The 24,991-nt window shown below is 71.6% G+C and carries 21 protein-coding genes; 13 read left to right on the top strand and 8 right to left on the bottom strand.

Annotation, left to right across the window (positions count from 1 at the left end; translation table 11 throughout):
* Positions 1–17: 17 nt before the first annotated feature.
* The gene (locus E0493_RS14220) at positions 18–1,691 is read left to right on the top strand and encodes an alpha-glucosidase (protein ID WP_160937709.1); all 1,674 of its coding nucleotides are present in this window, start codon (positions 18–20) and stop codon (positions 1,689–1,691) included.
* A 222-nt stretch (positions 1,692–1,913) separates the two neighbouring features.
* Here the strand turns inward: E0493_RS14220 and E0493_RS14215 are convergent, their stop codons facing one another.
* Positions 1,914–2,552: a flavin reductase family protein gene (locus tag E0493_RS14215; RefSeq protein ID WP_160937707.1), complete on the bottom strand. Its 639-nt coding sequence runs from the start codon at positions 2,550–2,552 to the stop codon at positions 1,914–1,916.
* 159 nt (positions 2,553–2,711) lie between these two features.
* Here E0493_RS14215 and E0493_RS14210 point away from each other — a divergent pair, with 159 nt between their 5' ends.
* Together E0493_RS14210 and E0493_RS14205 are read left to right on the top strand one after the other, a co-directional pair.
* Positions 2,712–4,298 (top strand): ABC transporter substrate-binding protein, encoded by a 1,587-nt coding sequence (locus E0493_RS14210; protein ID WP_160937705.1) that lies wholly within the window; start codon positions 2,712–2,714, stop codon positions 4,296–4,298.
* Positions 4,299–4,326: 28 nt separating this feature from the next.
* Positions 4,327–5,493, top strand: a complete 1,167-nt coding sequence (locus tag E0493_RS14205; RefSeq protein WP_160937703.1) for a M20 aminoacylase family protein — start codon at positions 4,327–4,329, stop codon at positions 5,491–5,493.
* A gap of 218 nt (positions 5,494–5,711) precedes the next feature.
* Here E0493_RS14205 and E0493_RS14200 read toward each other — a convergent pair whose 3' ends face one another.
* Positions 5,712–6,830 carry an extracellular catalytic domain type 1 short-chain-length polyhydroxyalkanoate depolymerase gene (locus E0493_RS14200; protein ID WP_160937701.1) on the bottom strand — a complete coding sequence of 373 codons (1,119 nt, stop codon included), beginning with the start codon at positions 6,828–6,830 and terminating at the stop codon, positions 5,712–5,714.
* A gap of 226 nt (positions 6,831–7,056) precedes the next feature.
* Here E0493_RS14200 and E0493_RS14195 point away from each other — a divergent pair, with 226 nt between their 5' ends.
* The 5 genes from E0493_RS14195 (at position 7,057) to E0493_RS14175 (ending at position 11,412) form a co-directional block, all read left to right on the top strand.
* Positions 7,057–7,842 carry an SDR family NAD(P)-dependent oxidoreductase gene (locus E0493_RS14195; protein WP_160937699.1) on the top strand — a complete coding sequence of 262 codons (786 nt, stop codon included), beginning with the start codon at positions 7,057–7,059 and terminating at the stop codon, positions 7,840–7,842.
* Between the two features lie 206 nt (positions 7,843–8,048).
* Positions 8,049–9,035, top strand: coding sequence for a YncE family protein (locus E0493_RS14190; protein ID WP_160937697.1), 987 nt, complete (start codon positions 8,049–8,051; stop codon positions 9,033–9,035).
* Between the two features lie 8 nt (positions 9,036–9,043).
* Positions 9,044–9,844 (top strand): polysaccharide deacetylase family protein, encoded by an 801-nt coding sequence (locus tag E0493_RS14185; protein ID WP_235913786.1) that lies wholly within the window; start codon positions 9,044–9,046, stop codon positions 9,842–9,844.
* An 18-nt stretch (positions 9,845–9,862) separates the two neighbouring features.
* Complete coding sequence (locus E0493_RS14180) at positions 9,863–10,810, top strand: sterol desaturase family protein (RefSeq protein ID WP_160937696.1); 948 nt, start codon at positions 9,863–9,865, stop codon at positions 10,808–10,810.
* On the top strand, positions 10,807–11,412 hold the full coding sequence (locus E0493_RS14175; RefSeq protein WP_160937695.1) for a DUF938 domain-containing protein: 606 nt from the start codon (positions 10,807–10,809) through the stop codon (positions 11,410–11,412). Before E0493_RS14180 ends, E0493_RS14175 begins: the two co-directional genes overlap by 4 nt.
* Positions 11,413–11,895: 483 nt before the next feature.
* On the opposite strand, the gene E0493_RS14170 is transcribed toward E0493_RS14175, so the two are convergent.
* Positions 11,896–13,161 carry a cytochrome P450 gene (locus E0493_RS14170; protein WP_160937694.1) on the bottom strand — a complete coding sequence of 422 codons (1,266 nt, stop codon included), beginning with the start codon at positions 13,159–13,161 and terminating at the stop codon, positions 11,896–11,898.
* A 149-nt stretch (positions 13,162–13,310) separates the two neighbouring features.
* Between E0493_RS14170 and speB the strand changes: the two genes are divergently transcribed.
* Positions 13,311–14,201 (top strand): agmatinase, encoded by an 891-nt coding sequence (gene speB / locus E0493_RS14165; protein ID WP_160937692.1) that lies wholly within the window; start codon positions 13,311–13,313, stop codon positions 14,199–14,201.
* Between the two features lie 153 nt (positions 14,202–14,354).
* On the opposite strand, the gene E0493_RS14160 is transcribed toward speB, so the two are convergent.
* A complete protein-coding gene (locus E0493_RS14160) occupies positions 14,355–15,593 on the bottom strand; it encodes a type III PLP-dependent enzyme (RefSeq protein ID WP_160937690.1) in 1,239 nt (412 codons plus the stop codon).
* A gap of 373 nt (positions 15,594–15,966) precedes the next feature.
* Positions 15,967–17,421, bottom strand: a complete 1,455-nt coding sequence (locus E0493_RS14155) for a DUF4403 family protein (RefSeq protein WP_235913785.1) — start codon at positions 17,419–17,421, stop codon at positions 15,967–15,969.
* Positions 17,422–17,590: 169 nt separating this feature from the next.
* On the opposite strand from E0493_RS14155, the gene E0493_RS14150 reads away from it, so the two are divergent.
* Complete coding sequence (locus E0493_RS14150; RefSeq protein ID WP_202397138.1) at positions 17,591–19,090, top strand: M81 family metallopeptidase; 1,500 nt, start codon at positions 17,591–17,593, stop codon at positions 19,088–19,090.
* Between the two features lie 462 nt (positions 19,091–19,552).
* Here E0493_RS14150 and upp read toward each other — a convergent pair whose 3' ends face one another.
* The 3 genes from upp to E0493_RS14135 are packed head-to-tail and all read right to left on the bottom strand — an operon-like array spanning position 19,553 to position 22,715.
* Positions 19,553–20,209 carry a uracil phosphoribosyltransferase gene (gene upp / locus E0493_RS14145; RefSeq protein ID WP_160937688.1) on the bottom strand — a complete coding sequence of 219 codons (657 nt, stop codon included), beginning with the start codon at positions 20,207–20,209 and terminating at the stop codon, positions 19,553–19,555.
* Between the two features lie 11 nt (positions 20,210–20,220).
* Positions 20,221–21,447, bottom strand: a complete 1,227-nt coding sequence (locus tag E0493_RS14140) for a URC4/urg3 family protein (RefSeq protein WP_160937686.1) — start codon at positions 21,445–21,447, stop codon at positions 20,221–20,223.
* On the bottom strand, positions 21,444–22,715 hold the full coding sequence (locus E0493_RS14135; protein ID WP_202397137.1) for a GTP cyclohydrolase II: 1,272 nt from the start codon (positions 22,713–22,715) through the stop codon (positions 21,444–21,446). The genes E0493_RS14140 and E0493_RS14135 overlap by 4 nt, the downstream gene beginning before the upstream one ends.
* Before the next feature lie 139 nt (positions 22,716–22,854).
* Between E0493_RS14135 and E0493_RS14130 the strand changes: the two genes are divergently transcribed.
* The 3 genes from E0493_RS14130 to E0493_RS23425 all read left to right on the top strand — a co-directional run.
* Complete coding sequence (locus E0493_RS14130; protein ID WP_160937684.1) at positions 22,855–23,553, top strand: TetR/AcrR family transcriptional regulator; 699 nt, start codon at positions 22,855–22,857, stop codon at positions 23,551–23,553.
* 180 nt (positions 23,554–23,733) lie between these two features.
* Positions 23,734–24,588, top strand: coding sequence for a KPN_02809 family neutral zinc metallopeptidase (gene ypfJ / locus E0493_RS14125; RefSeq protein ID WP_160937683.1), 855 nt, complete (start codon positions 23,734–23,736; stop codon positions 24,586–24,588).
* Positions 24,589–24,805: 217 nt separating this feature from the next.
* A partial coding sequence (locus tag E0493_RS23425; RefSeq protein WP_235913784.1) for a hypothetical protein occupies positions 24,806–24,991 on the top strand: 186 nt, incomplete at its 3' end.

The following is a 24,991-nucleotide window of genomic DNA, read 5'->3' as shown; positions in this document are numbered from 1 at the left end:
GGGGGGAGGGACCTGCAATGGTCGCAGGCGCAGAGTGGTGGCGTGGTGCGGTGCTCTACCAGATCTATCCGCGCAGCTTCGCCGACAGCAATGGCGACGGCGTGGGAGACCTGGCCGGGATCGAGGCGCGGCTCGCCCATGTTGCCGCGCTCGGGGTGGACGCCGTCTGGATCTGCCCTTTCTACGCCTCCCCGGGCCGCGACTTCGGCTACGACATCTCCGACCATGTCGCGGTGGACCCGCAGTTCGGCCGGATGGAGGATTTCGACCGGCTGGTGGCCACGGCCCATGGCCTGGGCCTGAAGGTGCTGATCGACCTGGTCGGCGGCCATACCTCCGACCAGCATCCCTGGTTCCAGCGCAGCCGCGCCAGCCGCGGCGCCGCGGAGGCCGACCGGTACGTCTGGGCCGATCCCAGCCCGGACGGCACCCCGCCCAACAACTGGCTGAGCGTCTTCGGCGGCTCGGCCTGGACCTGGGAGCCGCGCCGGCGCCAGTACTACCTGCACCATTTCCTTTCCAGCCAGCCCAGCCTGAACCTGACGGATCCGGACACGCTGCAGGCTGTGCTGGAGGTGGGCGAGTTCTGGCTGAAGCGCGGCGTGGACGGCTTCCGGCTCGACGCCATCGACTTCCTGGCGCATGACCCGGCGCTGCGCAGCAACCCGGCCCACCCCCCCAAGGACGGCAAGGTGCCGGCCAAGCTCTTCGGCCTGCAGCAGCACGACCACGACATGATGCACCCGGAGACGCTCGCCATCCTGCGCCGCATCCGGGCGCTGACCGACCGCTATCCCGGCACCACCACCCTGGGCGAGGTGTCGAGCCAGGACGGCGCCTTCGAGCGCGTCCGCCGCTACACCGCCGGCGAGGACCTGCTGCACATGGCCTATACGCTGCGCCCACTGCGCGGCGGCTTCGACCACCCGACGGTCACCGACCTGATCCAGGCCTCCTCCGCCGGCGAGAGCGCGGAAGGCTGGCCCTGCTGGTCCTTCTCGAACCATGACGTGGAGCGGGCGGTCACCCGCTGGAACCCGGCGGGGCGCGAAGCCGGACCGGACCCGCGCTTCGCGCGCCTGCTCGCCAGCCTGCTGCTCTCGCTGCGCGGCAGCGTCTGCCTCTACCAGGGCGAGGAGCTCGGCCTGCCCGAGGCCGAACTGAGGCTGGAAGAGATCCGCGACCCCTTCGGCCTGACCTACTGGCCGGAATTCCGTGGCCGCGACGGCAGCCGCACGCCGATGCCCTGGCAGGACGGCGCGCCGCAGGCCGGCTTCACCACCGGCACGCCCTGGCTGCCGGTGCCGGCCGCGCACCACCCGCTGGCGGTGGACCGGCAGGAAGCCGAGCTTGGCAGCCTGCTGCATGCCTGGCGGCGCCTGCTGCTGCTGCGGCAGGCCCATCCCGCGCTGGTGCGCGGCGCCCAGCGGCCGCTGGACCTGCCGGCACCGCTGGCCGGGCTGGTGCGCGAATATGGCGGGCAGCGCATCCTGGCGGTGTTCAACCTCTCCGACGCGCCCGCGCGCTTCGCTGGGCCGTTGCTGGAAGGCGCCGTGCCGCTGCCGGATGTCACCGGCCAAAGCGCCTCGATGGAGGATGGCGGCGCGGTGCTGCCGGCCTATGGGGTGCTGCTGGCCAGCCTGGAGACGGCGCCGGCACCGTCCGCCCTGGTGCCCGAGCTGCAGAACTGAGCAAGGCTGGGGGAATGAGTTCCCCCAGTCGCCCTTCTGCTTCCCGCGGGCGGCCAGTACGGCGGCAACCCGATCAAAGTAAGGATTAGGAGCCGGGGGGATTTCTTCCCCCGGCCTTTTTCGTCTCAGGGCCCGTTCGAGAATGGCTGCGGGTCGGTCTGGCGGCCCCCGGCACGAAAACTCCCTCGCTGGCCCTCCACCGCCCCAGCCTCAAACGGGCTCTCAGGCGACCGGCCGCAGCATCTCGAACAGGCTGGTCACCTCGGCGTAGTCGCCGCGGTAGCCGCAGCGGGCGACCGGCCGCGCCGCCGCGGTGTCGAAGATGCCCTCCTTCAGGAACTCGTGGCGGATGTGCACGCCGACCACCTGGCCGAGCACGATCCGGCTGCCGAGCGGGCGTCCTTCCAGATCCGTCAGCGCCACGATCTGCAGCAGCTTGCACTCCAGCGCCGCCGGGGCGCGCGCCACGCGGGGCGGCCGCACCCGGGTGGAGGGCGCCGCCTCCAGCCCCGCGCGCCGCATCTCGTCCTCGCCGTGCGGCATCGGCGCGCAGGTCTCGTTCATGGCCTCGGCCAGTTCGCGCGAGACGAAGTTGCAGACGAACTCGCCCGTTTCCTCCACGTTGCGCAGGCTGTCCTTGCGCGGATCGCCGCCGCCGGGGCGCCGCTCGGCGGAAAAGCCCACCACCGGCGGGTTGCTGTTGAAGCCGTTGAAGAAGCTGTAGGGCGCGAGGTTCACCCGCCCTTCCGCGTCCAGGCTGGTGATCCAGCCGATCGGGCGCGGCGCCAGAATGGCCTTGAACGGGTCATGCGGCAGGCCGTGGCCCTCGCGCGGGTCGTAGAAATAGGTGGGGTCGGTCATTGGCTTTGCTCCAGGCGGCTGGGCGGCAGCAAGCCCCGGCGCGTGGCGCTTGTCGAGGGGGCGCGTCTTGCGAGGCGGCGCGCGGCGGTGTTTGCTGGCCGCCAACCGGTCCGCAGAGTCCGCCGCCAGTCCCCGCCCCGCCCTCAGGAGACAGGTTCCATGCACCGTCGCACCCTGCTCGCCAGTGCCGCCGCGGCCGCCGTCCTGCCGCGCCCCTCCCTGGCGCAGCCCGCCTCGGCGCGCGTGCTGAAATACGTGCCGCAATCCGACCTCACCATCACCGACCCGGTGCTCACCACCGCCTACATCACCCGCACCCACGGGCTGATGATCTGGGACCAGCTCTACGGGCTCGACGCCGACCTCAAGCCGCAGCCGCAGATGGTCGAGGGCCACACCGTCGAGGATGACGGCAGGCGCTGGACCTTCCGCCTGCGCGAGGGTCTCGTGTTCCACGACGGCGAACCGGTGCGCGGGCGCGACTGCGTCGCCTCCATCCGCCGCTGGGCGCAGCGCGACGCGCTCGGCCAGGCGCTGATGGCGCGCACCGACGAGATGTCGGCGCCCGACGACCGCAGCTTCACCATCCGCCTGAAGCGCCCCTATGGCGCCATGCTCGACACCCTGGCCAAGGTCGGGCCGCCGGCGCTGCTGATCATGCCGGAGCGGCTGGCGGCGACGGACGCCTCCAAGCCGATCCCCGAGATCATCGGCTCCGGCCCTTTCCGCTGGAAGGGCGACGAACGGGTGGTGGGCGCCCGCGTGGTCTATGAGAGGTTCGACCGCTACCGCCCGCGCCAGGGCGGCACCGCCACCTGGGCCGCCGGCCCCAAGCGGGTGTTCTTCGACCGCGTCGAGTGGCAGGTGATGCCCGATCCCGGCACCGCCACCGCCGCGCTGCAGAACGGCGAGGTGGACTGGTGGGAGAACCCGCCGAACGACCTGTTGCCGGTGCTGGAAGGCAGCCGCGACGTCGCCACGCAGCGCGCGGGGCCGCTCGGCACGATGGGAACGGGCATCTTCAACCACCTCCACCCGCCCTTCGACAACCCGGCGATCCGCCGCGCGGTCCTCGGCGCGGTCAACCAGCAGAACTACATGATCGCCGCCGCCGGCACGGAGCCGGACCTCTACAACGTGCCGGTCGGCATCTTCACCCCCGGCACGCCGATGGCGACGCGCGCCTCGCTCGACGTCTTCGGCACGCCGCCGGGCCTGGAGCGCTCGCGCCAGGCGCTGCAGGAGGCCGGCTACAAGGGCGAGCGCGTCATCCTGATGGCGCCCTCCGACCAGCCGGTGCTCGCCGCCCTGGGCGAGGTCTGCAACGACATGCTGAAGCAGCTCGGCATGAACGTGGAATACGTGGTCTCGGACTGGGGCACGCTGGTGCAGCGCCGCGCCATCAAGAAGCCGCCCGCGGAAGGCGGCTGGAACATGTTCAACACCACCTGGGCCGGGCTCGACATGATCAACCCGGTGGTGACCCAGGTGCTGCGCGCCGGCGGGGCCGACAACGCCTTCTTCGGCTGGCCGGACATCCCGCGCATCGGCGAGCTGCGCGAGCAGTGGCTCGACGCGCCCGACGTCGCGGCGCAGCAGACCGTCGCGCGCGAGATCCAGGCGGTGGCGATGCGCGAGGTGCCGTTCCTGCCGCTCGGCCAGTATTTCTACAAGACCGCCTTCCGCAAGCGCCTGAAGGACGTTCCGGACGGCCTGTTCGTGTTCTGGGGCGTGCGCCCCGCGTGACGCCGCCCACCCCTGGAGAACCCCGTTGATGACCGCCCTCGACCACCTGCGCCGCTACCACGACGAGCTGACCGCCATCCGGCAGGACCTGCACGCCCATCCCGAGCTGGGCATGGAGGAGCACCGCACGGCGGAACTCGTCGCGCGCAAGCTGGAGGAATGGGGCGTCGATGAGGTGCATCGCGGCGTCGGCGGCACCGGCGTCGTCGGCGTGCTGCGCGGCGGCAGCGGCAACCGCGCCGTCGGCCTGCGCGCCGACATGGACGCGCTGCCGATGAGCGAGCTGACCGGCCTGCCCTATGCCTCCACCGTGGCGGGCAAGATGCATGCCTGCGGCCATGACGGCCACACCACCATGCTGCTCGGCGCCGCGCGCTACCTGGCCGAGACGCGCAACTTCGACGGCACCGTGCACCTGATCTTCCAGCCCGGCGAGGAAGGCTGCGGCGGTGCGCTGGCCATGCTGGAGGACGGGCTGCTGGAGCGCTTCCCCTGCGACGCGCTCTACGGCATGCACAACGCCACCAGCCTCGATGTCGGCAAGTATGCCATCGGCGCCGGGCCGTTCATGGCGGGCGGCGCCTTCTTCGACATCACCGTGGAGGGCAAGGGCTCGCATGGCGCGCGGCCCGAGGCCAGCATCGACCCGGTGCTGACCGCCTGCCACATCGCCGCCGGGCTGCAATCCATCGTCTCGCGCAACATCGCCCCGCGCGACACGGCGGTGGTCAGCGTGACCAAGGTGACGGGGGGCGACGCCTACAACGTCATCCCGCAGACGGCCACGCTCTCCGGCACCGCGCGCTTCTTCAAGAAGGAGGTCGGCGAGCAGATCGAGGCGGCGATGCGCCGCATGGCCGAGGGCGTCGCCGCCGGCTTCGGCGCCAGCGCGACGCTCAACTTCCGCCTGATCTTCGCCCCCCTCGTCAACGATGCCGAAGCCAGCACCCATCTGGCGGACGCCGCCGCCGACCTGGTGGGCGAGGACCTCGTGCAGCGCGACCGCGCGCCGCTGATGGGCTCGGAGGACTTCAGCTTCATGCTGGAGAAGGTGCCGGGCGCCTATATCCATGTCGGCAACGGCGAGGGCGCCTCGGCGCACAACCCGCACTACAACTTCAACGACGAGGCCATTCCCTTCGGCGCGGCGCTCTACGCGCGCATCGTCGAGCGGGCGCTGCGCTCCGAAGGCTGAAACGCAGAAGGGCGGGGGAGAATGAATTCTCCCCCAGACCCCCTCTTCTTTCTTTTTTCAGTTTGATGTGCGGGTGGAGCGCGCTCGCGCCGGGGCTGCAACAGCCCCGGCGAGTGCGGCCGTGCCGATCATCAGCGATGGGTTGGCTCCCAGGCGCAGCCGAAACGAACAGAAAAAAAGAAGGGGGTCCGGGGGAATTCATTCTCCCGGCCATTTTCCTACCGCAGCCGGGCGAAGCGCAGCGCCTTGTCCAGCAGGCGCGCCGGATCGAAGCGGCGCGGCGTCACCTCCTGCGCCTCGCCCTGGCTGTTGACGCGGAACTGCCGCGGCACGTCCGCCCGGTCGGTGCCCAGGCCCCAGAAGCGCAGGATGCCGTGGGTGGAGGAGATCCCCACATCCAGCAGGTGCGGCCCCGCCACGCCGATCCGCCCTTCCCCGTCGCCGGCATGCAGCGGCACGCCGTGCTCCATGCCGGCGATGCTGTGGCTCTCCACCAGCACGCGCCCGTCCGCGCCCAGCCAGCGCCGCAGCACGTGCCCGTCGCTCCGCTCGACCTCATCCGGCGCGTCCAGCGCCAGACCGTGCAGGTCGAGCCATTGCTGCAGCACCGCCTCGGCGTTGCCGGCATGCACGGTGCTGTCAGCCTCGCCCTGCCAGACCGAAACGCGCGGCCAGGGGCCGGCATGCGCCGATGCCGCCCGCACCGCCTCGCCCCAGTCGCGCGCGCTGCGCCGTGACGCCTGCCGCATCACCTCCAGCGCCTCGGAAGGGTTGCTGGCAGCCCCATAGGGCAGCCCGGCCAGGATGGCGCCGGCGGCGAAGACCTCGGGATAGGTGGCCAGCATCACCGAGGTCATGCCGCCGCCGGCCGAAAGCCCGCTGATGAAGACCCGCGCCGGGTCGAGCCCGTGCTCCTCCACCATCCATGCCACCATCTGGCGGATCGAAAGCGCCTCGCCGGCATTGCGCAGCGTGTCCTGCGGGCCGAACCAGTTGAAGCAGCGATAGGCGTTGTTGTGCCGGTCCTGCTCGGGCAGCAGCAGCGCGAAGCCCAGCCGATCCGCCATCTCCGACCAGCCGCAGCCATGGTCATAGCCCGCCGCGCTCTGTGTGCAGCCATGCAGCGCCACCACCAGCGGGGCGCCGGGCGGCAGGCCGGGCGGCACATGGGCGAACATCCGCAGGTCCCCGGGATTGCTGCCGAACCCCGTCACCTCCGCGAGCCGCGCATTGGCCTCCGCCCCGGCCTCCTCCGCCGGAAGCCCTCCCGTCAGCAGGCGCGCCCAGCGCTGGCGCAACCGGATCAACTCGTCCAGCCCGGAAAGCGTCTCCGCCATTGAAGTCGATCCTTTTCGCCTCAGGCCAGCCCCGTCACAGCAAGGCCGTTTGCTGCGGTGCAGCATCCTAACGGCGCAGGCGCACAATGGTCACCGCAGAAAAGTGCGGGACTGCGTGGCAGGCCAGGCATGCGGCAGATTTGCCGCATCGGCCGACCGCCCCCTAACCTGCGGCCCGCGCCAGCCCGGCGGGCTGTTCAGCACACGGTACAGGATTGGAAACACGATGGACTTTGCTCAGGATCTGGCCGGCAAGCGCGTGGTGGTGACAGGCGCCTGCGGCGTGGTCGGCCGCTGGCTGGTGCAGGCCTTCGCGGAGGCCGGCGCCCGGCTCTGCCTGACCGACGGCGACGCCGCCGCCCTGGCCGCGATGGCCGCGAGCCTGCCGGAGGGCGGCTTCACCCATCCCGCCGACCTGCGCGACGCCGCCGCCATCGAGGCGCTGGTGGCCGCCATCGGCGAGCGCTGGGGCGCCGCCGACGTGGTGGTGAACAATGCCGGCGTCTATCCCAGCGGCTTCCTGCTCGACATCGACGCCGAGGAATGGGACCGCATCTTCGACATCAACCTGCGCGCGCCCTTTCTGGTGGCCCGCGCCGCCGCCCGGCAGATGATCGCGGCCGGGGTGAAGGGCAACATCATCAACATCTCCTCCGGCGCGGCGCGGAAGATGCGGCGCTCCGTGGTGCCCTACTGCACCTCCAAGACGGCGCTGGACCGGCTGACCAAGGGCTTCGCCATCGAACTGGCCGAATACGGCATCCGCGTGAACGCGCTGGAGCCGGGCTTCGCGCCCGGCAGCACCGCCAGCCCGCTGACCGACGCGCATGTCGAGGCCACCCTCGCCGCGATCCCCCTCGGCCGGGGCTCCTCCCCGGCGGATGTCGGCAATGCCGCGCTGTTCCTGGCCAGCAGCGCCGCCAGCTACGTCACCGGCGCGACGCTGACGGTGGATGGCGGCAACTCCATCGGCAGCCTCGCCGTGCACCAGGCGAAGAAGTCGGCGCTCTGAGCGCCGGCGGCCGGGGGAAGGAAACAGGCCTCCGGCCCCGGCTTCGCCCTTTCCGGCACGGAAAACGAAGGGTTGAAGGCATGAAGCAGCTTTCACGCACCGCGCCCGGTGCCGCGCTGGCGAGCCCGGAAGCGGACCTGCTACAACAGGGACCCCTCCGCCGCCTCGCCCTCCCCCCGGCGGCCTGATCTCTGAAGGCAGCGACCATGCGGGTGCCCCTGCTTCTCGCCCCCCTCCTCGCCCCCCTCGCCCTGGGTCTCGGACTGCTCGCGGGCAGCCTTCCGGCACGGGCGGCGGGGCTGGTCTACGTGCTAAACTCGGGCGAGGCCACCATCCAGGTGCTCGACGCCGACAGCCAGGCCGAGAAGTCGCGGATCCGCGTGCTGCGCGAGGTGCACCACCTGGCCCTGACGCCCGACGGCAAGACCCTGCTGGTCGGCGACTCCGGCGCCAACGAGATGCTGTTCATCAACCCCGGCACGGGCGAGCTGCTGAAGCGGGAGCCGCTTTCCAACCCCTACCACATGGGCTTCAGCCCGGATGGCCGCTTCCTGGTGATCACCAGCCTGCGGCGGGACCAGGTGGACGTCTACAATTGGGACGGCAAGGCGCTCACCCTCGCCACCCGCTTCGACCTGCCGGACATGCCGAGCCATCTCGCCTACAGCCCGGACGGCAAGGTGGTCTACGTGACGCTGCAGGGCAACGGGCTCGTCGTCGCCATCAGCCTGGAGACCATGCAGCCGCTCTGGAAGACCGAGGTCGGGCCGGAGCCGGCCGGCATCATCTGGCAGGACGGCAAGCTGCTGGTCGGCGTCATGGGCAGCGACCATGTGGCGGTGCTCAACCCCGAGACCCAGGCGGTGGAGCGCCGGATCACCGTCGGCCGCGGCGCCCATGCCCTCTTCCCCTCCCCGAAAGGCGATGTCCTCTACGTCACCAGCCGGGTGGACAGCCGCATCACCCTGCTCGACCCCAGGAGCCTCGACATCGTCCGCGTCCTCGACGTGCCGGGCGGGCCGGACTGCATCAGCTTCGACCCGCAGGGCCGGCTCTGGGTGACGCTGCGCTGGAAGGGGCGCATCGCGCTGGTGGACCCGCAGAAGGGCGTGCTGGAAACCCGCCGCGTCGGCCGCTCGCCGCACGGCATCCTCTACTCGGCCGCCGCCCCCGCCGAGCCGCTCACCAACTAGGCTCCCGCATGACAAAACCGCCCCCGCCCGGCCGGCGGACCCTGCTGCGGCTGGCCGGCCTCGCCCCTTGGGCGATGGCCACGCGTGGCGCCCATGCCCAGGCGCCCCTCGCCCGCCCCGCCCTGCCGCAATGCCGCGCCGGCACGCTGCACCTCACCATCGACACCGGCTGGGGCCGCGAGGCGGAGATGATCGCCGCCGCCCTGCAACGGCGCGAGGTGCGCGCCACCCTCTTCCTGGCCAACGAGCCGACCGCCCGCGGCGACACCAGCCTCGGCCCCGCCTGGGCCGGTTTCTGGCGCGCCCGCGCCGCCGAGGGCCATGCCTTCGCCAGCCATACCTGGCGGCACTGGTACTTCACCGGCGATGTCGGGCATGACCGCGTCCGCTACGCCAACCGCCGCGGCAAGGGCGACGAGGTGCTGGACGCCGCCGCCCTGCGCGCCGAGCTGTCCCGCCCGATCGAGGCGTTGCGGGCCATCGCGCCGGAGGCGCGGGTGCTGCCGCTCTGGCGCGCCCCGGGCGGCCGCACCACGCCCAACGCGCTGCGCCTCGCCGCCGCCGCCGGCTTCCACCACCAGGGCTGGAGCGCCAACGGCTTCCTGGGCGACGAGCTGAACAGCACCACATACCCGAACGACAGGCTGCTCGCCCAGGCGCTGGCCCGCGTGCGGGACGGCGAGGTGCTGCTGATGCACTGGGGCGTGCGCAGCCGGCGCGAGCCCTTCGGGCTGGTGGTCGAGGATCTTCTGGCCGGGCTGCAGGCGAAGGGCTACTGCTTCGCCCCGCTTCCCGCGCAAGGTGCCTGAGAGCGGAAGGGGTTGCCCATGATCGGGGCGCTGCAGGATAGCTGGAACAGCCTCAACGGCTGGATCTTCGAGACGCTGGTGCAGCCGGCGCTCTACAGCCTCGGCCTGATGGAATGGGCGGAGGACGCCTTCGACTGGATCGACTTCGCCCTGTTCGGGCTGGTGCAGGTCCTGGTCGTCTATGCCATCTGCCGGCCGCTGGAGGCCTGGCGCCCCGTCGAGCCGCGCACCGACGGGCGCAGCATCCGCACCGACATCCTCTACACGCTGCTCACCCGCCTCGGCCTGCTGCCGCTGCTGGCCTTCGTCCTCTTCGCCTCGATGGAATCGCGCCTCTCCGGCCTGGTGGCCAGCAGCGGCTGGGTGCCGCCGACGCTGGAGACGCTGTTTCCGGCGCTGCGCGACGCGCCGCTGCTGGCGCTGGCCGTCTACATCGTCGTGCTGGACTTCGGGGAATACTGGCACCACCGCTTCCAGCACCGCTTCGACTGGTGGTGGGCGCTGCATTCCATCCACCACGCCCAGCGGCAGATGACCTTCTGGACCGACGACCGCAACCACATCCTGGACGACATGCTCGGCGCCGTCTGGTTCGGCGGGCTGGCGCTGCTGATCGGCGTGCCGCCGGGGCAATTCCCCCTTGTCGTCGTCGTGCTGCGCGTGGCGGAGGCGTTCAGCCACGCCAATATCCGCCTCTCCTTCGGGCGGGTCGGCGAGCGGCTGCTGGTCTCGCCGCGCTTCCACCGCCTGCACCACAGCCGCTTCGGCTCCGCGCGCCTGGGCAAGAACTACGCCGTGCTGCTGCCGGTCTGGGACTGGATCTTCGGCACCGCCGACTTCCGTCGCGACCTCTTCCCCGCCACCGGCGACAGGCGCCTGCCGGAGGAGCTGGCCAGCGGCGGCTGGCTGCGGCAGCAATGGGCCGGGCTGCGCCAGCTCGGCCTGGCACTGGTGCGCCGCGCATGAGCGAGGCCCGCCGCTCCGCCCCCGCCGCGCTGCGCAACCGCGGGCCCATCCTGGAAGTGCTGCGCGAGCAGCTCGGCGACTCCGGACTGCTGCTGGAAGTCGCCAGCGGCACGGGCGAGCACGCCCTGCACATCGCCGCCGCCCTGCGCGGCTGGACCATCCAGCCCTCCGACCCCGGCCCCGAGGCCCGCGCCAGCATCGACGCCTGGGCCGGGGAAGCCGGGTTGCCCAACCTGCGCCCGGCGCTGGAACTGGACGCGGCGGCGCCGGACTGGCCCATCGCGGCGGCGGATGCGGTGCTCTGCATCAACATGATCCACATCGCGCCCTGGCGTGCGGCGCTCGGCCTGCTCGCCGGCGCGGCCCGCATCCTGCCCGCCGGCGCGCCGCTGGTGCTCTACGGCCCCTTCCGGGAGCCCGGCGTGCCGCTGGCCGAGAGCAACGCCGCCTTCGACCGCAGCCTGCGCGAGCGCGACCCGGAATGGGGGCTGCGCGACCTCGGCACCGTCACCGAGGCGGCCGTCGCGGCGGGATTCGTCGCCGGGCCGGTGGTGCCGATGCCGGCCAACAACCTCACCGTGGTGTTCCGCCGTGGCGGGTAGAAAAGCTCGGGGGAGGAGGGCCTTGTCCTCAAATGCACCCCCGAGCAGGAGCTCGCGCAAGGCTGGGGGAGAATGAATTCTCCCCCAGGCCCCCTCTTCTTTCTTTTCGATCCGTCTGGTGTGCCGGTGGAGCGGCCCCACGCCGGGGCTGGAGCAGCCCCGGCGACTGCCATCACCGTGCGGATCATCGGAAATGCCTTCGCCTCTTGGCGGAGCCAAAAACCGACAGAAAAAGGAGGGGGAATGGGGGAGTTCTCTCCCCCATCTTGCTTTCAGCCGGAAGTCTGAGGACAGGCCCGAATTTCCCCGAACTCCCATCCTTTCATCAGCTTGGTTGACCTCCCTGCGAGCTGCAGTCGCCGGGGCGCCTTGCGCCCTGGCGTGGGCGCTTACAGCGAGCGCAGCCGAAACTGACAAAAAGAAGAAGAGGGGGTTCCGGGGGAGAATTCATTCTCCCCCGGTTCCGCCGCCCGCCAGGAAAACTCAGGCCGCCGCCCGAGCCGCCTTCCCCCGCACCCGGCTCATGACGAAGCCGCTGGCCGGTGCCGCCGGCATCCGCGCGAGGCTGACGCTGAGGTCCTGCGGCGGCACCTCGAAGCGCATCTCGCGGCACAGCAGCCGCACCGCCTGCTTCAGGATGGCGATGGTGATCCATTCGCCAGGGCAGCGGTGCCCCCCGAGGAAATCGCCTGCTCCCTGCGGGATCAGCGTGTGGGGATCGCCCGCCCAGTTGCGGAACCGCTCCGGGCGGAACTGCTCCGGCTCCGGCCAGAGCCGCGCGTCGTGGTTGGTGCCGTAGAGGTCGAGCAGCACCCAGTCGCCCTCCGCGAACGCGTGCCCCGACCATTCGAAGTTCTCGCGGGCCCGGCCGCCGATCAGCGGAAAGAAGGGATAGAAGCGCCGCAACTCCTGCACGAAGGGCTCCAGATCCGCCTCGTCGCCCGCGGCGAAGCGGTCGCGCCAGTCCGGATGCTCGTGCAGCGCCAGGGCGGCGAAGGTGATGTAGCGGTTCACCGCCAGCAGCGGGCGCAGCAGGTTGATCAGCTCCACCGCCGCCACCGTGCTGTCCAGCAGGCTGCCATCCGGCTCGCGGTGCGCCACGATCACCGCGAGGGGCGAACCGGCCGGCGCCTGCGCCTCCCCGGCGCGGACACGCTCCACCAGCCGCCGCAGCCGCGCCTCGGTGCGCTGGCGCAGGCCGAGGGCCAGCAGCACCCCGGGCCCGACGCCGCCGGCATTCTCCACCATGGCCGCCAGCTCGCGCGCCAGTTCCGGCGCCTCATCCTCCGGCAGCGGCACGCCGCACCAGTCGCAGGCGGCGCGGGTCAGCACCTCGGCCGAGGCCTCCAGCAGGACAACCTCCTCCCGCGCCTCCCAGCGCGCCACCGCCTCGCGCCAGCGCCGCGCCAGCAGCGCCTCCATCGCGGCGAGGGCCTCCGGCGTCATCATCCCCATGAACATCTGCTTGCGCTGCCGGTGTGCGGCACCGTCGAGCTGCTGCACGCTGCCCGCGTCCTGCAGCAGCCACAGCGTGGTCTGCGGCATGGCGCCCTGCCGGGTGAAGCGGTCGCCGTCGTAGAAGATGCGGGCCGCCTCGGCGCCACGCATGCAGATCACCGGCTTCAGCATCAGGCGCGTGGCGAACAGGTCGGCGCCCAGCCGGTCGCAGCGGCGGGCGATGTAGGTGTAGCCCTCGCGGAGCAGGGCCAGCGAGTCGTCGAGGGTGGTCGCATGGGGGATGTCGGACATCCCGGCCTCCTGCCCGGCTGGAGTTTCTCTGGCATCAAACCGGGAGGCGGGCGGCGGAGTTTCCCCGGAAGCGTCTTTCCGCAGGCGAGCGTCTCGCCGCGCCGGCCCGTCATGCTAACGAGGCCGCCCACCCCCGCAGGAGGCCCGGCATGTCCCTGGTTCCCACCTTCGCCACCGCACCCAGCTTCCTCGGCGCGCCCTGGGGCCATCAGGCCGGCTTCACCGTGGCCGGCATCCCGCTCGACATCGGCACCACCAACCGCGCCGGCGCCCGCTCCGGCCCGCAGGCGATCCGCCAGGCCAGCCGCATGCTGGTGGACGGCGCCCATCCCACCCGCTGGGTGGACCCCGCCACCCTCCCCCTGGTGGATGCCGGCGACTTCCGCATCGCCCTCGGCGACCTGCCCACCAGCCTGCGGCTGATCGAGGAGCAGGCCGCGCCCCTGCCGCATCTGCTGGCCCTCGGCGGCGAGCACGGCATCACCCTGGCCCTGCTGCGCGCCCTCTCGAAGCGGCTCTCCGCTCCGCTCGCCCTGGTGCATTTCGACGCGCATGTGGACACCTGGCCGGACAATTTCGGCCAGCCGCTCGGCCATGGCTCGGTCTTCTTCCACGCCATCCGCGAGGGGCTGGTGGACCCGCGCCGGATGATCCAGGTCGGCATCCGCTCGCCCGTGCAGCGGGAGGTCTGGGACTGGACGCTGGACCAGGGCGTGACGATCCTGACCGGCCAGGAGGTGCAGGAACTCGGCCCCGCCGCCGTGGCCGAGCGCATCCGCGCCACGGTGGAGGAGGCGCCGGCCTATCTCAGCTTCGACATCGACGCGCTCGACCCCGCCTTCGCCCCCGGCACCGGCACGCCGGAAATCGGCGGGCTGGCGAGCTGGCAGGCCCAGGCCATCTTGCGCCGGCTCGATGGCCTGGATTTCCGCGGCATGGACGTCGTGGAGGTGGCGCCCGCCTTCGATACCGCCGAGATCACGGCGCTGGCGGCGGCGACGGTCGTCTGGGAATACCTGGCGCTGGTGGCGCCGCGATAAGAACAAGGTCGGGGGAATGAATTCCCCCGAACCCCCTTCTTTTTTCCATCAGTTTTGCAGCACGGACGACGCGCGTGCGCGCCGGGGCTGGCGCGACCGAAAACCTGCAGAAAAAAGATGGGGGCCTGGGGGAATTCCTTCCCCCAGACTTTTTCAGGCCGCCGCAGCGACCTCCTCGGCATGGCCCGGCGTCTCCAGCAGCGGCTGGTCCCGCACCTCGGCCATCCGCGCGCGGTCGAAGCCGTTGAAGGCCGTGCGCAGGCAGCCGCCATAGGCGCCGAGCTGCCCGATCTCGATCCAGTCGCCCTCGCGGATGTCCCCAGGCAGCAGGAAGGGGCCGCGCATGAAGTCGGCGCTGTCGCAGGTCGGGCCGAAGAAGGCGAAGGGCCGCAGCGTGTCGCTGGCCCCGCCCTCCGGGCGGATCATCCGGGCGGGGAAGCGGAAGCCCGGCGCGCCGGCATCCGAGAGGCTGCCATAGACGCCGTCGTTCACGTACAGCACGTCGCCGCGCCGCGCCTCCACCTGCACCACCACCGAGGTGCCGGCGGCCACCAGCGCCCGCCCCGGCTCGGCCCAGAGGCGCGCCCCGGGCAGGCCGAGCGCCGCGAAGCCTTCCCGGATGGCGGCGAAATAGTCGCCCAGCGGCGGCGGGGTGACATCCGGGTATGCGACCGGGAAGCCGCCGCCGACATCGATCACCTCCACCGGCACGCCGGCGCCGCGGATCGCCTCGCCGGCCAGCGCCAGGGCGCGGCGGTAGGCGGCCGGGTCCAGGCACTGCGAACCGACATGGAAGCTGAGGCCCAGCCGCACGGCATGCGGCCGCGCCGCCCGCAGCAGCGCCACGGCCTCCTCCAGCGGCGCGCCGAACTTGCCGGAGAGGTCATAGACCGCCCCGCCCTTCGGCATCGCCAGCCGCACCACAAGGCCGAGATCGGCCGCGCCGCCGGTCTCCTGCAGGATCTTCTCCAGCTCCTCCGCGCTGTCGAGCACGAAGTCGCGCACCGCGTGGCGCTCATAGGCCTCGCGGATCGCCGGGCGCGACTTCACGGGGTGCATGAAGTGGATCTGCGCGCGGGGGAACATCTGCCGCACCAGCCGCACCTCGGCCGCCGAGGCGCAGTCGAAGTGGCGCACGCCGCCGGCCCAGAGGGCGCGCAGCACCGCCGGCTCCGGGTTGCACTTCACGGCATAGAGCACGTCGCCCGCGAAGCCGCCGACGAAGCGGCGGGCGGCGGCGGCCAGGGTCGCCGGGCGCAGGCAGTGCATCGGCTCGGCGGGGCGGTCGGCGGCCACCAGCTCGCTCACGCCCGGCAGCATCAGGGGCGCGCGCACCGCCTCGGGGCGGCGGCGGATCGGAGCAACGGCGGCACGGGAACGGATCGGGGCCATGGGCAGAACTCGCAACGTCGCAGGAGGGGTGCGGCGGACCGGCCGGGCGGGCACAGGGCGGAAGGGAGAGGGCCAGCGGCCCGGCGCATCAGGCGCCCGGATGCCTCAGGCGTGGTTGCGATGGCATGGCATCGCCGCGTGACGGACAGCGAACATAGGCGTTTCCCTTAAGGACGCCGGCCCACGGGTGGCCGGCTCGACCGAAAAGGACGCGTTACGTCGTTGCTTGTGCCCGGGAAGTCGGGCTCGCGGCACGTGCGACAGCGTCATCAGGGCCTATATAGGACATCCCGCCGGAAAAATCACGGGGAGATGCGGGGCGCGCTTTGCATTCTGCCGGCCGCCGCCCTTCGCCGGACGCATGGGCCAGCCCTCAGCCGCCTGGCAGGGTGGTCAGCTCGGCCGAGACGGTGGCTTCCGCCGCGCCCAGCACCGTCAGGGCGTCGTTCTCCGGCACCACCCGTTCCAGCCGCAGGCTGGGCTTGGAGAGGGCCAGGCGCACGCCGCCGGTGCGCTCGGGGTCGGCCAGCGTCTTCTGCAGCGCCTTCAGGGCATCGGCGATGCCGCCACGAAGGTCATAGACGGCGACCTCGGCCAGCCGCGCGCGAATCGGCGCCTCAAGGACCAGGGTCGCCGCCGACCAGAGTAGGCTGTCCACATCGCGCGCGAAGTGGATGTCGGTAAGGCGGATGCGGGTGCCGCCGCGCTCCACCACCGGCCGGGCGGAGAGGGTGACCCGTCCGGCGGTGTCGAGCAGCGCCCCCGGCAGGTCCACCGTGAAGCCGATCGAGGCCACCACCGCCGGCGCGCTCGGGTAAAGAAAGATCTCCCGGATACGCAGCGTGCCCTTCCAGCCCGCCACCTCGAAGGGGATGTCCCGCTTGCCGAACTGCTCCATCAGCCAGTCGCGGATCATGTCGTAGCCGGCGCGGACGGGAATGGAGAGCTGCAGCCGGCCGTTCCGGTCCGGCACCCGGCGCAGCGGCGGCAGCGCCCCGGCCGGCGCCATTCCGCCGGCCGTGGCGGCCACCGCCGTGCGCGCCTGCAGGGCCAGCCCGAGGCGGAGATGGTCCTGCTCCACCGCCAGCCCGGAAAGGCCCAGCCCGAGCGGATGCACCTGCACATGCAGCGGCGGCGCGGCCGGAAGCTGCACGGGCACGTCGTAGTTGCGCCAGGCGTCCTGCATCTGCCGCCGGATCGCGTCGCAGGGGATGGCCTCGCGCAGCAGGCGCGGCAGGTCGCGCAGCGCCGCGTCCACACGCCCCCGCACCTGCCCCTCCACATTGACCCAGACGCCGCCGATCACCTCCAGCCGGGGCGACTTGGTCCAGCGGTAGGCCACATCCACACCCACCTCCGGGCACCAGTCCTCGCCGAGCGCGACGCCGAGATCGGCCTGCACCTCGGCGGCGGCGTCGAAGTTCTTGGTGCCGAGCGCCAGCAGCTCGGCCAGCCCGCCGCTCAGCCCGGCATCGCCGTTCACCACCAGGCTCGTGGTCACGCGCAGCCGGCCCTCCTCCGTGCGGGACAGCGCGAGGCCGCTGGTGCGCCGGACGGTGTAGCGGTAGCGGGTGCCTTCGCTTTCGCCGGCATCGCTGAAGGACTCCGGCAGCAGGCGCTCGGCGGTGTCGCGGATCAGCGGGAACGGGATGCGCAGCGGCAGCGCCATCGCACTCTCGCGGGCGGGCAGCGTGAGGCGGCTGGCGCGCCGCTCCGGCGCCTGCGAGAGCAGGAGATCATGCCCCTGGTACCACCGCACGCCCAGCCATGCCGGGCCGGTGGCCAGCAGCAGGACCGCCAGCAGCACCCATGCGCGACGCTTCGTCAACCGCTGCTCCCTTCATGCTGACGCGCCCGATAGAACCGCGCGGGCCATCCCAGCGTTGCCGGCGCCCGCTTCGCCTGGCTTGGCCACCCCGCACCCCCGGCCTAGTCTGCCTGCTCCCGCCCGTCCAACGGGCCGCGCAGCAGAACGCCTCCGGCGTCGCAGGGAACCGATGACAGACACGCAGCCGATCCGCATCGCGGTGCTCAAGTTCTCGCATGAGACCGTGACCTTCCTTCCCTACGACACCACGGCCGAGGACTTCACCTATGCCGGCTCCCCGGCCAGAGGCGAGGCGCTGCTGGCCGCCGAGCCGAGATCCTATATCGGCGGCTTCGTGAAGGTGGCGCGCGAGTTCGCCGGCGTGGAACTGGTGGGCATCGAGTCGCCGCTCGATTCCCGCCGCGGCTCCGGCTCCGGCTGGATCACCGCCGAGGCCTTCGAGCGGTTCACCGGCCGCATGGTGGAGGAGCTGGAGGCGCAGGGCCCCTTCCACGGCGTCTATCTCTCCCTGCACGGCGCCATGGGCGTGCGCGGCGTGCCCCGCCCCGAGGCGGAGATCGCCCGCCGCGTGCGCGCGGTGGTCGGCCCCAAGGCCTTCATCGCCGCCACCTTCGATCCGCACGGCAACGAGGACGAGGAATTCCTCCGCCAGGCCGACATGGCCTTCACCGTGAAATACTACCCGCATTACGACAGCTACCTGCAGGGCGAGCGGGCGGCGCGCACGCTGGTCCGCGCCATCCGCGGCGACTACAGGCCCGCGCATGTGACGGTGAGGGTGCCGATCATCTCGCCCACGGTCCTGCAATGGACCGGCGCCTCGCCCTGGATGGACCTGATCCAGCGCGCGCTCACCTGGGAGGCGCGCGAGCCCGACACCTACGTGAACGTCTTCTTCGGCTTCCCCTGGTCCGACGTGCCGGATGCCGGCATGACCTTCCAGGTGCTGACCAACGGCAAGCCGGAGCTCGCCGAGCGCATCGGGCGCGACATGGCGGAAACGGCCTGGCGCCAGCGCGAGGCGCTGCTGAACTCCACCAAAGTGCACAAGATTCCCGACGGCGTCGCGCTGGCGCGGCAGGCGGTGGCGGAAGGCCGCACGCCCGTCGTGCTCTGCGACCACAGCGACCGCTCCGGCTCCGCCACCTGGCTGCTGCGGGAGATCCTCGCGCACCGCCTGACGCGGACCCTGGTGGCGACGGTCGCCGACTCCGCGGCCATCGAGGCGCTGCTCGCCAAGGGCGCCAGGCCCGGCGATGCCTTCGACATGGCGATCGGCGGCCTCGCCGACGAATCCGCCGGCCAGCCGGTGCGCGTCACCGGCACCATCCGCGAGATCACCCAGGGGCTGCGCGAAAGCGCCACCCTGCCCTGGGTCACCGTCGATTTCGGCGAAGGCAACGTGCTCGTGCTCAGCCCCTATCTGGCGCAGATCATGGAGCCTTCCTTGCTGCGCAGGATCGGGCTGGACCCGGAAGCCTTCGACGTCATCGCCATCAAGTCGCGCGTGCATTTCCGCCGCGGCTTCGACGACACCGGCTTCGCAAAGGAAATCCTGCTGGTCGAGCCGCTGGAGCCCTTCCTCGGCACGGTGCGGCTGGATGGGCTGCGCTACGAGTATCTCGACCTGAAAAGCTACTACCCCTATGGAAATCCGTCCTTCCCGTAAGGGAGAAAGGTCGGGAGAATGAAGACCTGTCCTCAAACCTGCCCAGCGGCATGATCACGGGCAGGTCTGGGGAAAATGAATTCTACCCCCAGACCCCCTCTTCTTTTTTCTATCCGTCTGGTGTGCCGGTGGAGCGGACCCACGCCGGCGCTGGAGCAGCCCCGGCGACTGCCACCGCCGCGCGGATCATCGGCCGGAACCCTTGCCTCAGGGCGGAGCCGAAAACCGACAGAAAAAGGAGGGGGAATGGGGGGAGTTCTCTCCCCCATCTTGCTTTCAGCCGGAAGTCTGAGGACAGGCCCGAATTCTCCCAAACGCCCTTCTTCTTTTTATCTGTTCAGGAACGAACGGCAGGCAGCCGCCGGGGCTGCTTCAGCTCCGGCGCGAGCGCGCTCCGCCGGCGCAGCAAAACTCGCAGAAAAAAGAAGGGGGGCCTGGGGGGAATTCATTCCCCCCGGACTTTCACTTCGTCCCGTAGAGCCGGTCCCCCGCATCCCCCAGCCCCGGCCGGATATAGGCGTGGCTGTCGAGTTCCCGGTCGATGCTGCAGGTGAAGACCGGCACGTCGGGGTGCGCCTCCGTCAGCACCGAGACGCCTTGCGGCGCCGCCAGCAGACAGGCGAAGCGCAACTGCCCGGCGCCCGCCTGCTTCAGGCGGGAAAGCGCGGCGGCGGCGGAATGGCCGGTCGCCAGCATCGGGTCCACCACGATCACCAGCCGCTCCGAGACGTCGTCCGGCAGCTTCAGGTAATACTCCACCGGCACCAGCGTCTCCGGGTCGCGGTAGAGGCCGATATGGCCGACGCGGGCGGAGGGCACGAGATCCAGCATCCCCTCCATGATGCCGTCGCCGGCGCGCAGGATGGAGACGATGCAGAGCTTCTTGCCCGCGAGCCGCGGCGCCTGCATCGGCTCCAGCGGCGTCTCGATCGCCACGTCCTCCAGCGGCAGGTCGCGGGTCAGCTCATAGGCCATCAGCAGGCTGATCTCGCGCGCCAGGCGGCGGAACTCGCCGGTGGAGGTCTGCTTCTGCCGCATCAGCGTCAGCTTGTGCTGCACCAGCGGGTGCCGGATCACCGTCACGCTGTCGGGCAGGGTCGGGCTGGAGGCGTCGGTCATCGGGCGTTCCATCAGAATACGGTTCCATCGCTGACGACCTGGAGCGGCGGCCCGCCCCCGGGCCGCAGCGCGCGGGCGATGCGCCGCCCGGCGGCCCAGGTGCCGCCTTCCAGCACGCGCGCCAGCGGCAGCGCCGCGGCATCCAGCCCCAGGCGCTCGCGTACCAGCCCGGCCAGCCGGTCCAGCAGCGCCACCGTCAGCGCGCGCCATTCGACGATCGCGGGGTGGTCCACCGGCAGGGCTTCGCGCGCCAGCGCCGGGTCGCGCAGGGAAAGCACGCCGAGATCGAGCAGCAGCCCGCCGTTGCGGTATTCCGGCAGCCCGGTCAACGCGTCGAGCGCGAGGACGGGAATGCCCGCCTCCTCCAGCACCTCGGCCAGCGAGTAGCTGAGCCATTGCGAGAGCTTGTGGAAGGGCACCAGCCCCGGTGCCGGCCCTTCCGGCGCGGCCAGCGGGTGGCGCCAGACGTCGCCGAGATTCTCGCCCTCCAGCACGATCCGCGCCGGCCAGGCCGGCGCCAGCCCTTCCAGCACGGCGGCCAGGATGGCGTCGGCTGGCAGGCCATCCGGCGTGGCGGCGGCGCGCAGGTGGTCGAACAGCCCGCCCGGGCGCGGCGGCGCGCCGCCGAACAGCGCGGGGGACCGGCGCAGCGCGGCGCCCAGGTCGCGCAGCAGCGCGGCACGCCCCTCCAGCCCGGTCAGCGGGTTCGCCGGGCCAACCTGGAAGGCGGCGCCCAGCGCCTCGGCCGTCACCGCCTCCAGCCCGGCCGCATCCACCCGCAGCCGGTCATCGGGATCGCTGGAGAAGAGCCCGGCGGCGAAGGCGTGCAGGCTGGCCACGCCCAGCCCCTCGGAGCGGGCGAGCCGCGTTCCGTCCGGCTCGGCGAAGGCCCAGTCCGGCCCGGCACCGGCATCGAGCAGCACGGAGACGACGCAAAGGTCGATCCGCCGCCGCGCCACCGCCGCCGCATCCTCGCCGCCAAGCCGCGCGGCCGCCAGCGCGCCCCAGCGGTCCACCCCGCCCGCCGCGAAGTGCCGCCAGCGCGCATGGTAGGGAATGGCGAGGTCCGGATAGTTCTGCCGGATGGTTTCGGCCACGTAGTCGGCGGCGGCGGGCAGGCGCTCCGCGTGCAGCGCGAAGTGCGGCAGCGCCTCCGCCTCGGCCAGGCGCAGCAGCGCGTGGCAGCGCGCCCGGATCGTCTCCGGGCGGCGCAGCAGCGCCACGGCCGCGCTGGTCACAGCGCGCGGCCCTTGGCGATGGCCAGTTCCGCCGCATCCGGCACCGCCTCGGTGAAGTAGCCGGCCGCCTTCTTGGCATCCATCTCCACCCGCGCATCGGCCGGGATCAGCCCATCCGGGATGGGGATGCGCGCCACCACCGCGATGCCGCTCTCGACGATCGGCGCGAACTTCATGTTGCTCATCGAGACCAGCCGGTCGATGCGGGTGATGCCGAGCCAGTGCAGCACGTCCGGCATCAGCTCCTGGAAGCGCATGTCCTGCACGCCGGCGACGCATTCGGTGCGCTGGAAATACTGCTCCGCGCGGTCGCCGCCCTCCTGCCGCTTGCGCGCGTTGTAGACGAGGAACTTCGTCACCTCGCCCAGCGCCCGCCCTTCCTTGCGGTTGTAGACGATGACGCCGACCCCGCCCTCCTGCGCCATCTCGATGCAGGCCTCGATTCCATGCGCCAGATAGGGCCGGCATGTGCAGATGTCGGAGCCGAAGACGTCCGAGCCGTTGCACTCGTCATGGATGCGGCAGGCGACCTGCGTTTCCGGCTTGCCGAGCTTCTCCGGCTCGCCGAACAGGTAGACGGTCATGCCGCCGATCGGCGGCAGGAAGACGCGCAGGTCCGGCCGCGTCACCAGCTCCGGGAACATGCCGCCGGTCTGCTCGAAGAGGTGGCGGCGCAGCTCCGTCTCGGTGATGCCGAAGCGCGCGGCGACGCCGGGCAGCCACCAGACCGGCTCGATGGCGACCTTGGTGACGCGCACGTCGCCATTGGGCAGCAGCACCTCGCCATCCGGCGCCAGGCGGCCGGCGCGCATCGCCTGCGTCACCTCCGGCATGTTCATGTGCGCGCGCGTCACCGCGATGCTCGGGCGGATGTCCTGCCCGGCGGCCAGCTCGGCGGCATAGACCTCGGGCACCAGGTGCCCCCAGGGGTCGAGCGAGACGATCTTCGCCGGATCGCCCCAGGCGCCGAAGGGGCCGAGCGGCACCGCAGGCCGCGTGTTGCTGAAGTCCGGCCGGTGGTCGGCGCGGAGCTGGCCGGAGGCGACCGCCAGCGCGCGGTACAGCGCATAGGAGCCGGCATGGGTGCCGATGGCGTTGCGCGTCGCCGGGTTCTGCAGCGTCGCGATCACCGGGCCACGCTGCTGCGGGTCGGCCGCGCCCCAGTTCAGCGGCGGCACGGCGCCGGCGCCGCGATTGGGGTGGGAGGTCAGGATGATCGGGCGCGGCACGCCGCCCTTGCCATCGCGCAGTCGGTTCAAACCGGTCATCGTCGCGGTCGCACCTCCGGGGCCACACCGGCCTGCGCCCCCACGGGCGGGTTTGGTGCGGCGGCCAGGAGAGGCTAGGAGAAAGCTGACCAATCGGTCAATCTTGTTCGGTGGCGCGGCACCTGCCCAGGATCCAAGCATGGAAGTACCCCGAACGACGCAAAACGAGGCGGAAACGCCCCCTCGCGGCAGCCGGGCCTGGCAGCGCAGGCAACGCGTGGCGCATATCCTCGCCGCGGCCGAGGCGGTTTTCGCCGAAACCGGCTTCGAGGGCGCCAGCATGTCGGCCCTCGCCGCCGCCTCCGGCCTGCCCAAGGCAAACCTCCACTATTACTTCGGCACCAAGGAGGCGCTCTACACCGCGCTGCTGGACAGCATTCTCGACCTCTGGCTTTCCGCCACCGACAGCATCCGCCCGGAGAACGATCCCGCCGAGGCGCTCGCCGCCTATGTCCGCGCCAAGATGCACTGGTCCCGCACGCGCCCCTTCGCCTCGAAGGTCTTCGCCAACGAGGTGCTGCACGGCGCGCCCTATCTCGGCAGCTACCTGGCGGGCGAGCTGCGCAGCCTGGTGCGCGAGAAGTCGCGCGTGCTGGAAGGCTGGATCGCCGCGGGACGCATGGAGCCGGTGGACCCGCCCCACCTGTTCTTCGCCATCTGGGCGATGACGCAGACCTATGCCGACTTCGAGGCGCAGATCCGCGCCGTGCTGGACCGGCCGGAACTCACCGCGCAGGACCATGCGCAGGGCACCGAAACGGTGCTGCGGCTGGTGCTGAAGGGCTGCGGCCTGCGCTTCAAGGCCGCGGCAAGCATGGGGGCAAGCATGGGTGAATGAACTCCGCCGGGCTTCCTCCCTTCTTTGGTCAGCCTCCCGCGCGGGCGGGGATTTCTTTCCCCGGCCTTTGTTCTGCCCCTTGAGCGAAACCGCGGGGTCGCCTTGAAGGAGGCCATGCAACCGCAGGCCAGGCTGGCCACTTGTGCTGCCAGTCGGTCATGCAGATGAAAAGGGGCGGCCATGCGGCTGGGTGGACCAGAAAGCCGGAACGTTGAGGACCGGCGTGGCATGGGCGGCGTGCGGCGGGGCGGCATCGCCGTGGGCGGCCTCGGCGGCGTGGCGCTTGTGCTGGTCATGCTGTTCCTCGGCGTGGATCCCTCGGTGCTGTTCACCGACGACCAGGGCGGCGGCCCCGTCGCCACCCGCAGCGGCGCGCCGGCGGCCAGCGGCGACGACCCGGAGCGCCGTTTCGTCGCCCAGGTGCTGGGCGAGACCGAGCAGGTCTGGAAGGCGCAGTTCCAGCGACTCGACCAAACCTACCAGGACCCGTCGCTGGTGCTGTTCACCGGCGCCACCCAGTCCGGCTGCGGCACGGCGCAGTCGCAGGTCGGGCCCTTCTACTGCCCGAACGACCAGCGCATCTACATCGACCTCGGCTTCATGGCCCAGCTGCAGCAGAAGCTCGGCGCCAGGGGCGACTTCGCCGCCGCCTACATCATCGCGCACGAGGTGGGGCACCACGTGCAGAACCAGCTCGGCATCCTGAACCTGACGCGCCAGCTCCAGCAGCAGGCCAATGACCGGGCCGACGCCAACGCGATCCAGGTGCGCGTCGAGCTGCAGGCCGACTGCTTCGCCGGCCTGTGGGCCAAGCAGGCCGACGAGGCCCGCCACATCCTGGAGCAGGGCGACGTCGAGGAAGGGCTGAACGCCGCCGCCGCCGTCGGCGACGACCGCCTGCAACGCCGCGCCCAGGGCCAGGTGCAGCCCGAGACCTTCACCCATGGCAGCTCGGCGCAGCGCGTGCAGTGGTTCCGCACCGGGCTGCAGCGCGGCGAGCTGGCCGCCTGCGACACCTTCGCCGGGCTGCGGTAAGAGAACGAACCTGCCGGCGGGCGGCGCCAGCCCGCCGCGCAGGGCGCCTTGGCCGCCGGAGGGGGAGAACAGGCCGGCGGCGGAGTGCCTGAGGATTCCAAGGCGCCCCCCCTGGGGGGGCGTGTCCCGCAAAGGCGTGCTCCAGGAGCAGGCCGGGCCGCTCCGCGTCTGGCGCGAGCAACGCCCACCCGCCCCGCCGGCGTTTCCAGGCGGGCTGATGACCGGCGGCGATGAACGCCTGAATTTAGAAAATTCTAACGCATTTCGCGCGGACATTGTAGTGATGGCGCCGGAGCAAGGATCTGCTCCTGAAGGCCCGGTCTGGACCTGCACGGCCGCCGCGCTGGAACTCATCCAAGATGGAGACATTCATGGCGACCATCATCGAGGTCGAGGGCGACCG

It is taken from the genome of Teichococcus coralli, assembly GCF_009829925.1.
Classification (GTDB): domain Bacteria; phylum Pseudomonadota; class Alphaproteobacteria; order Acetobacterales; family Acetobacteraceae; genus Pseudoroseomonas; species Pseudoroseomonas coralli.
Note: the sequence above shows the minus strand (reverse complement) of the source record. Positions and strands in the feature narration are given on the sequence as shown.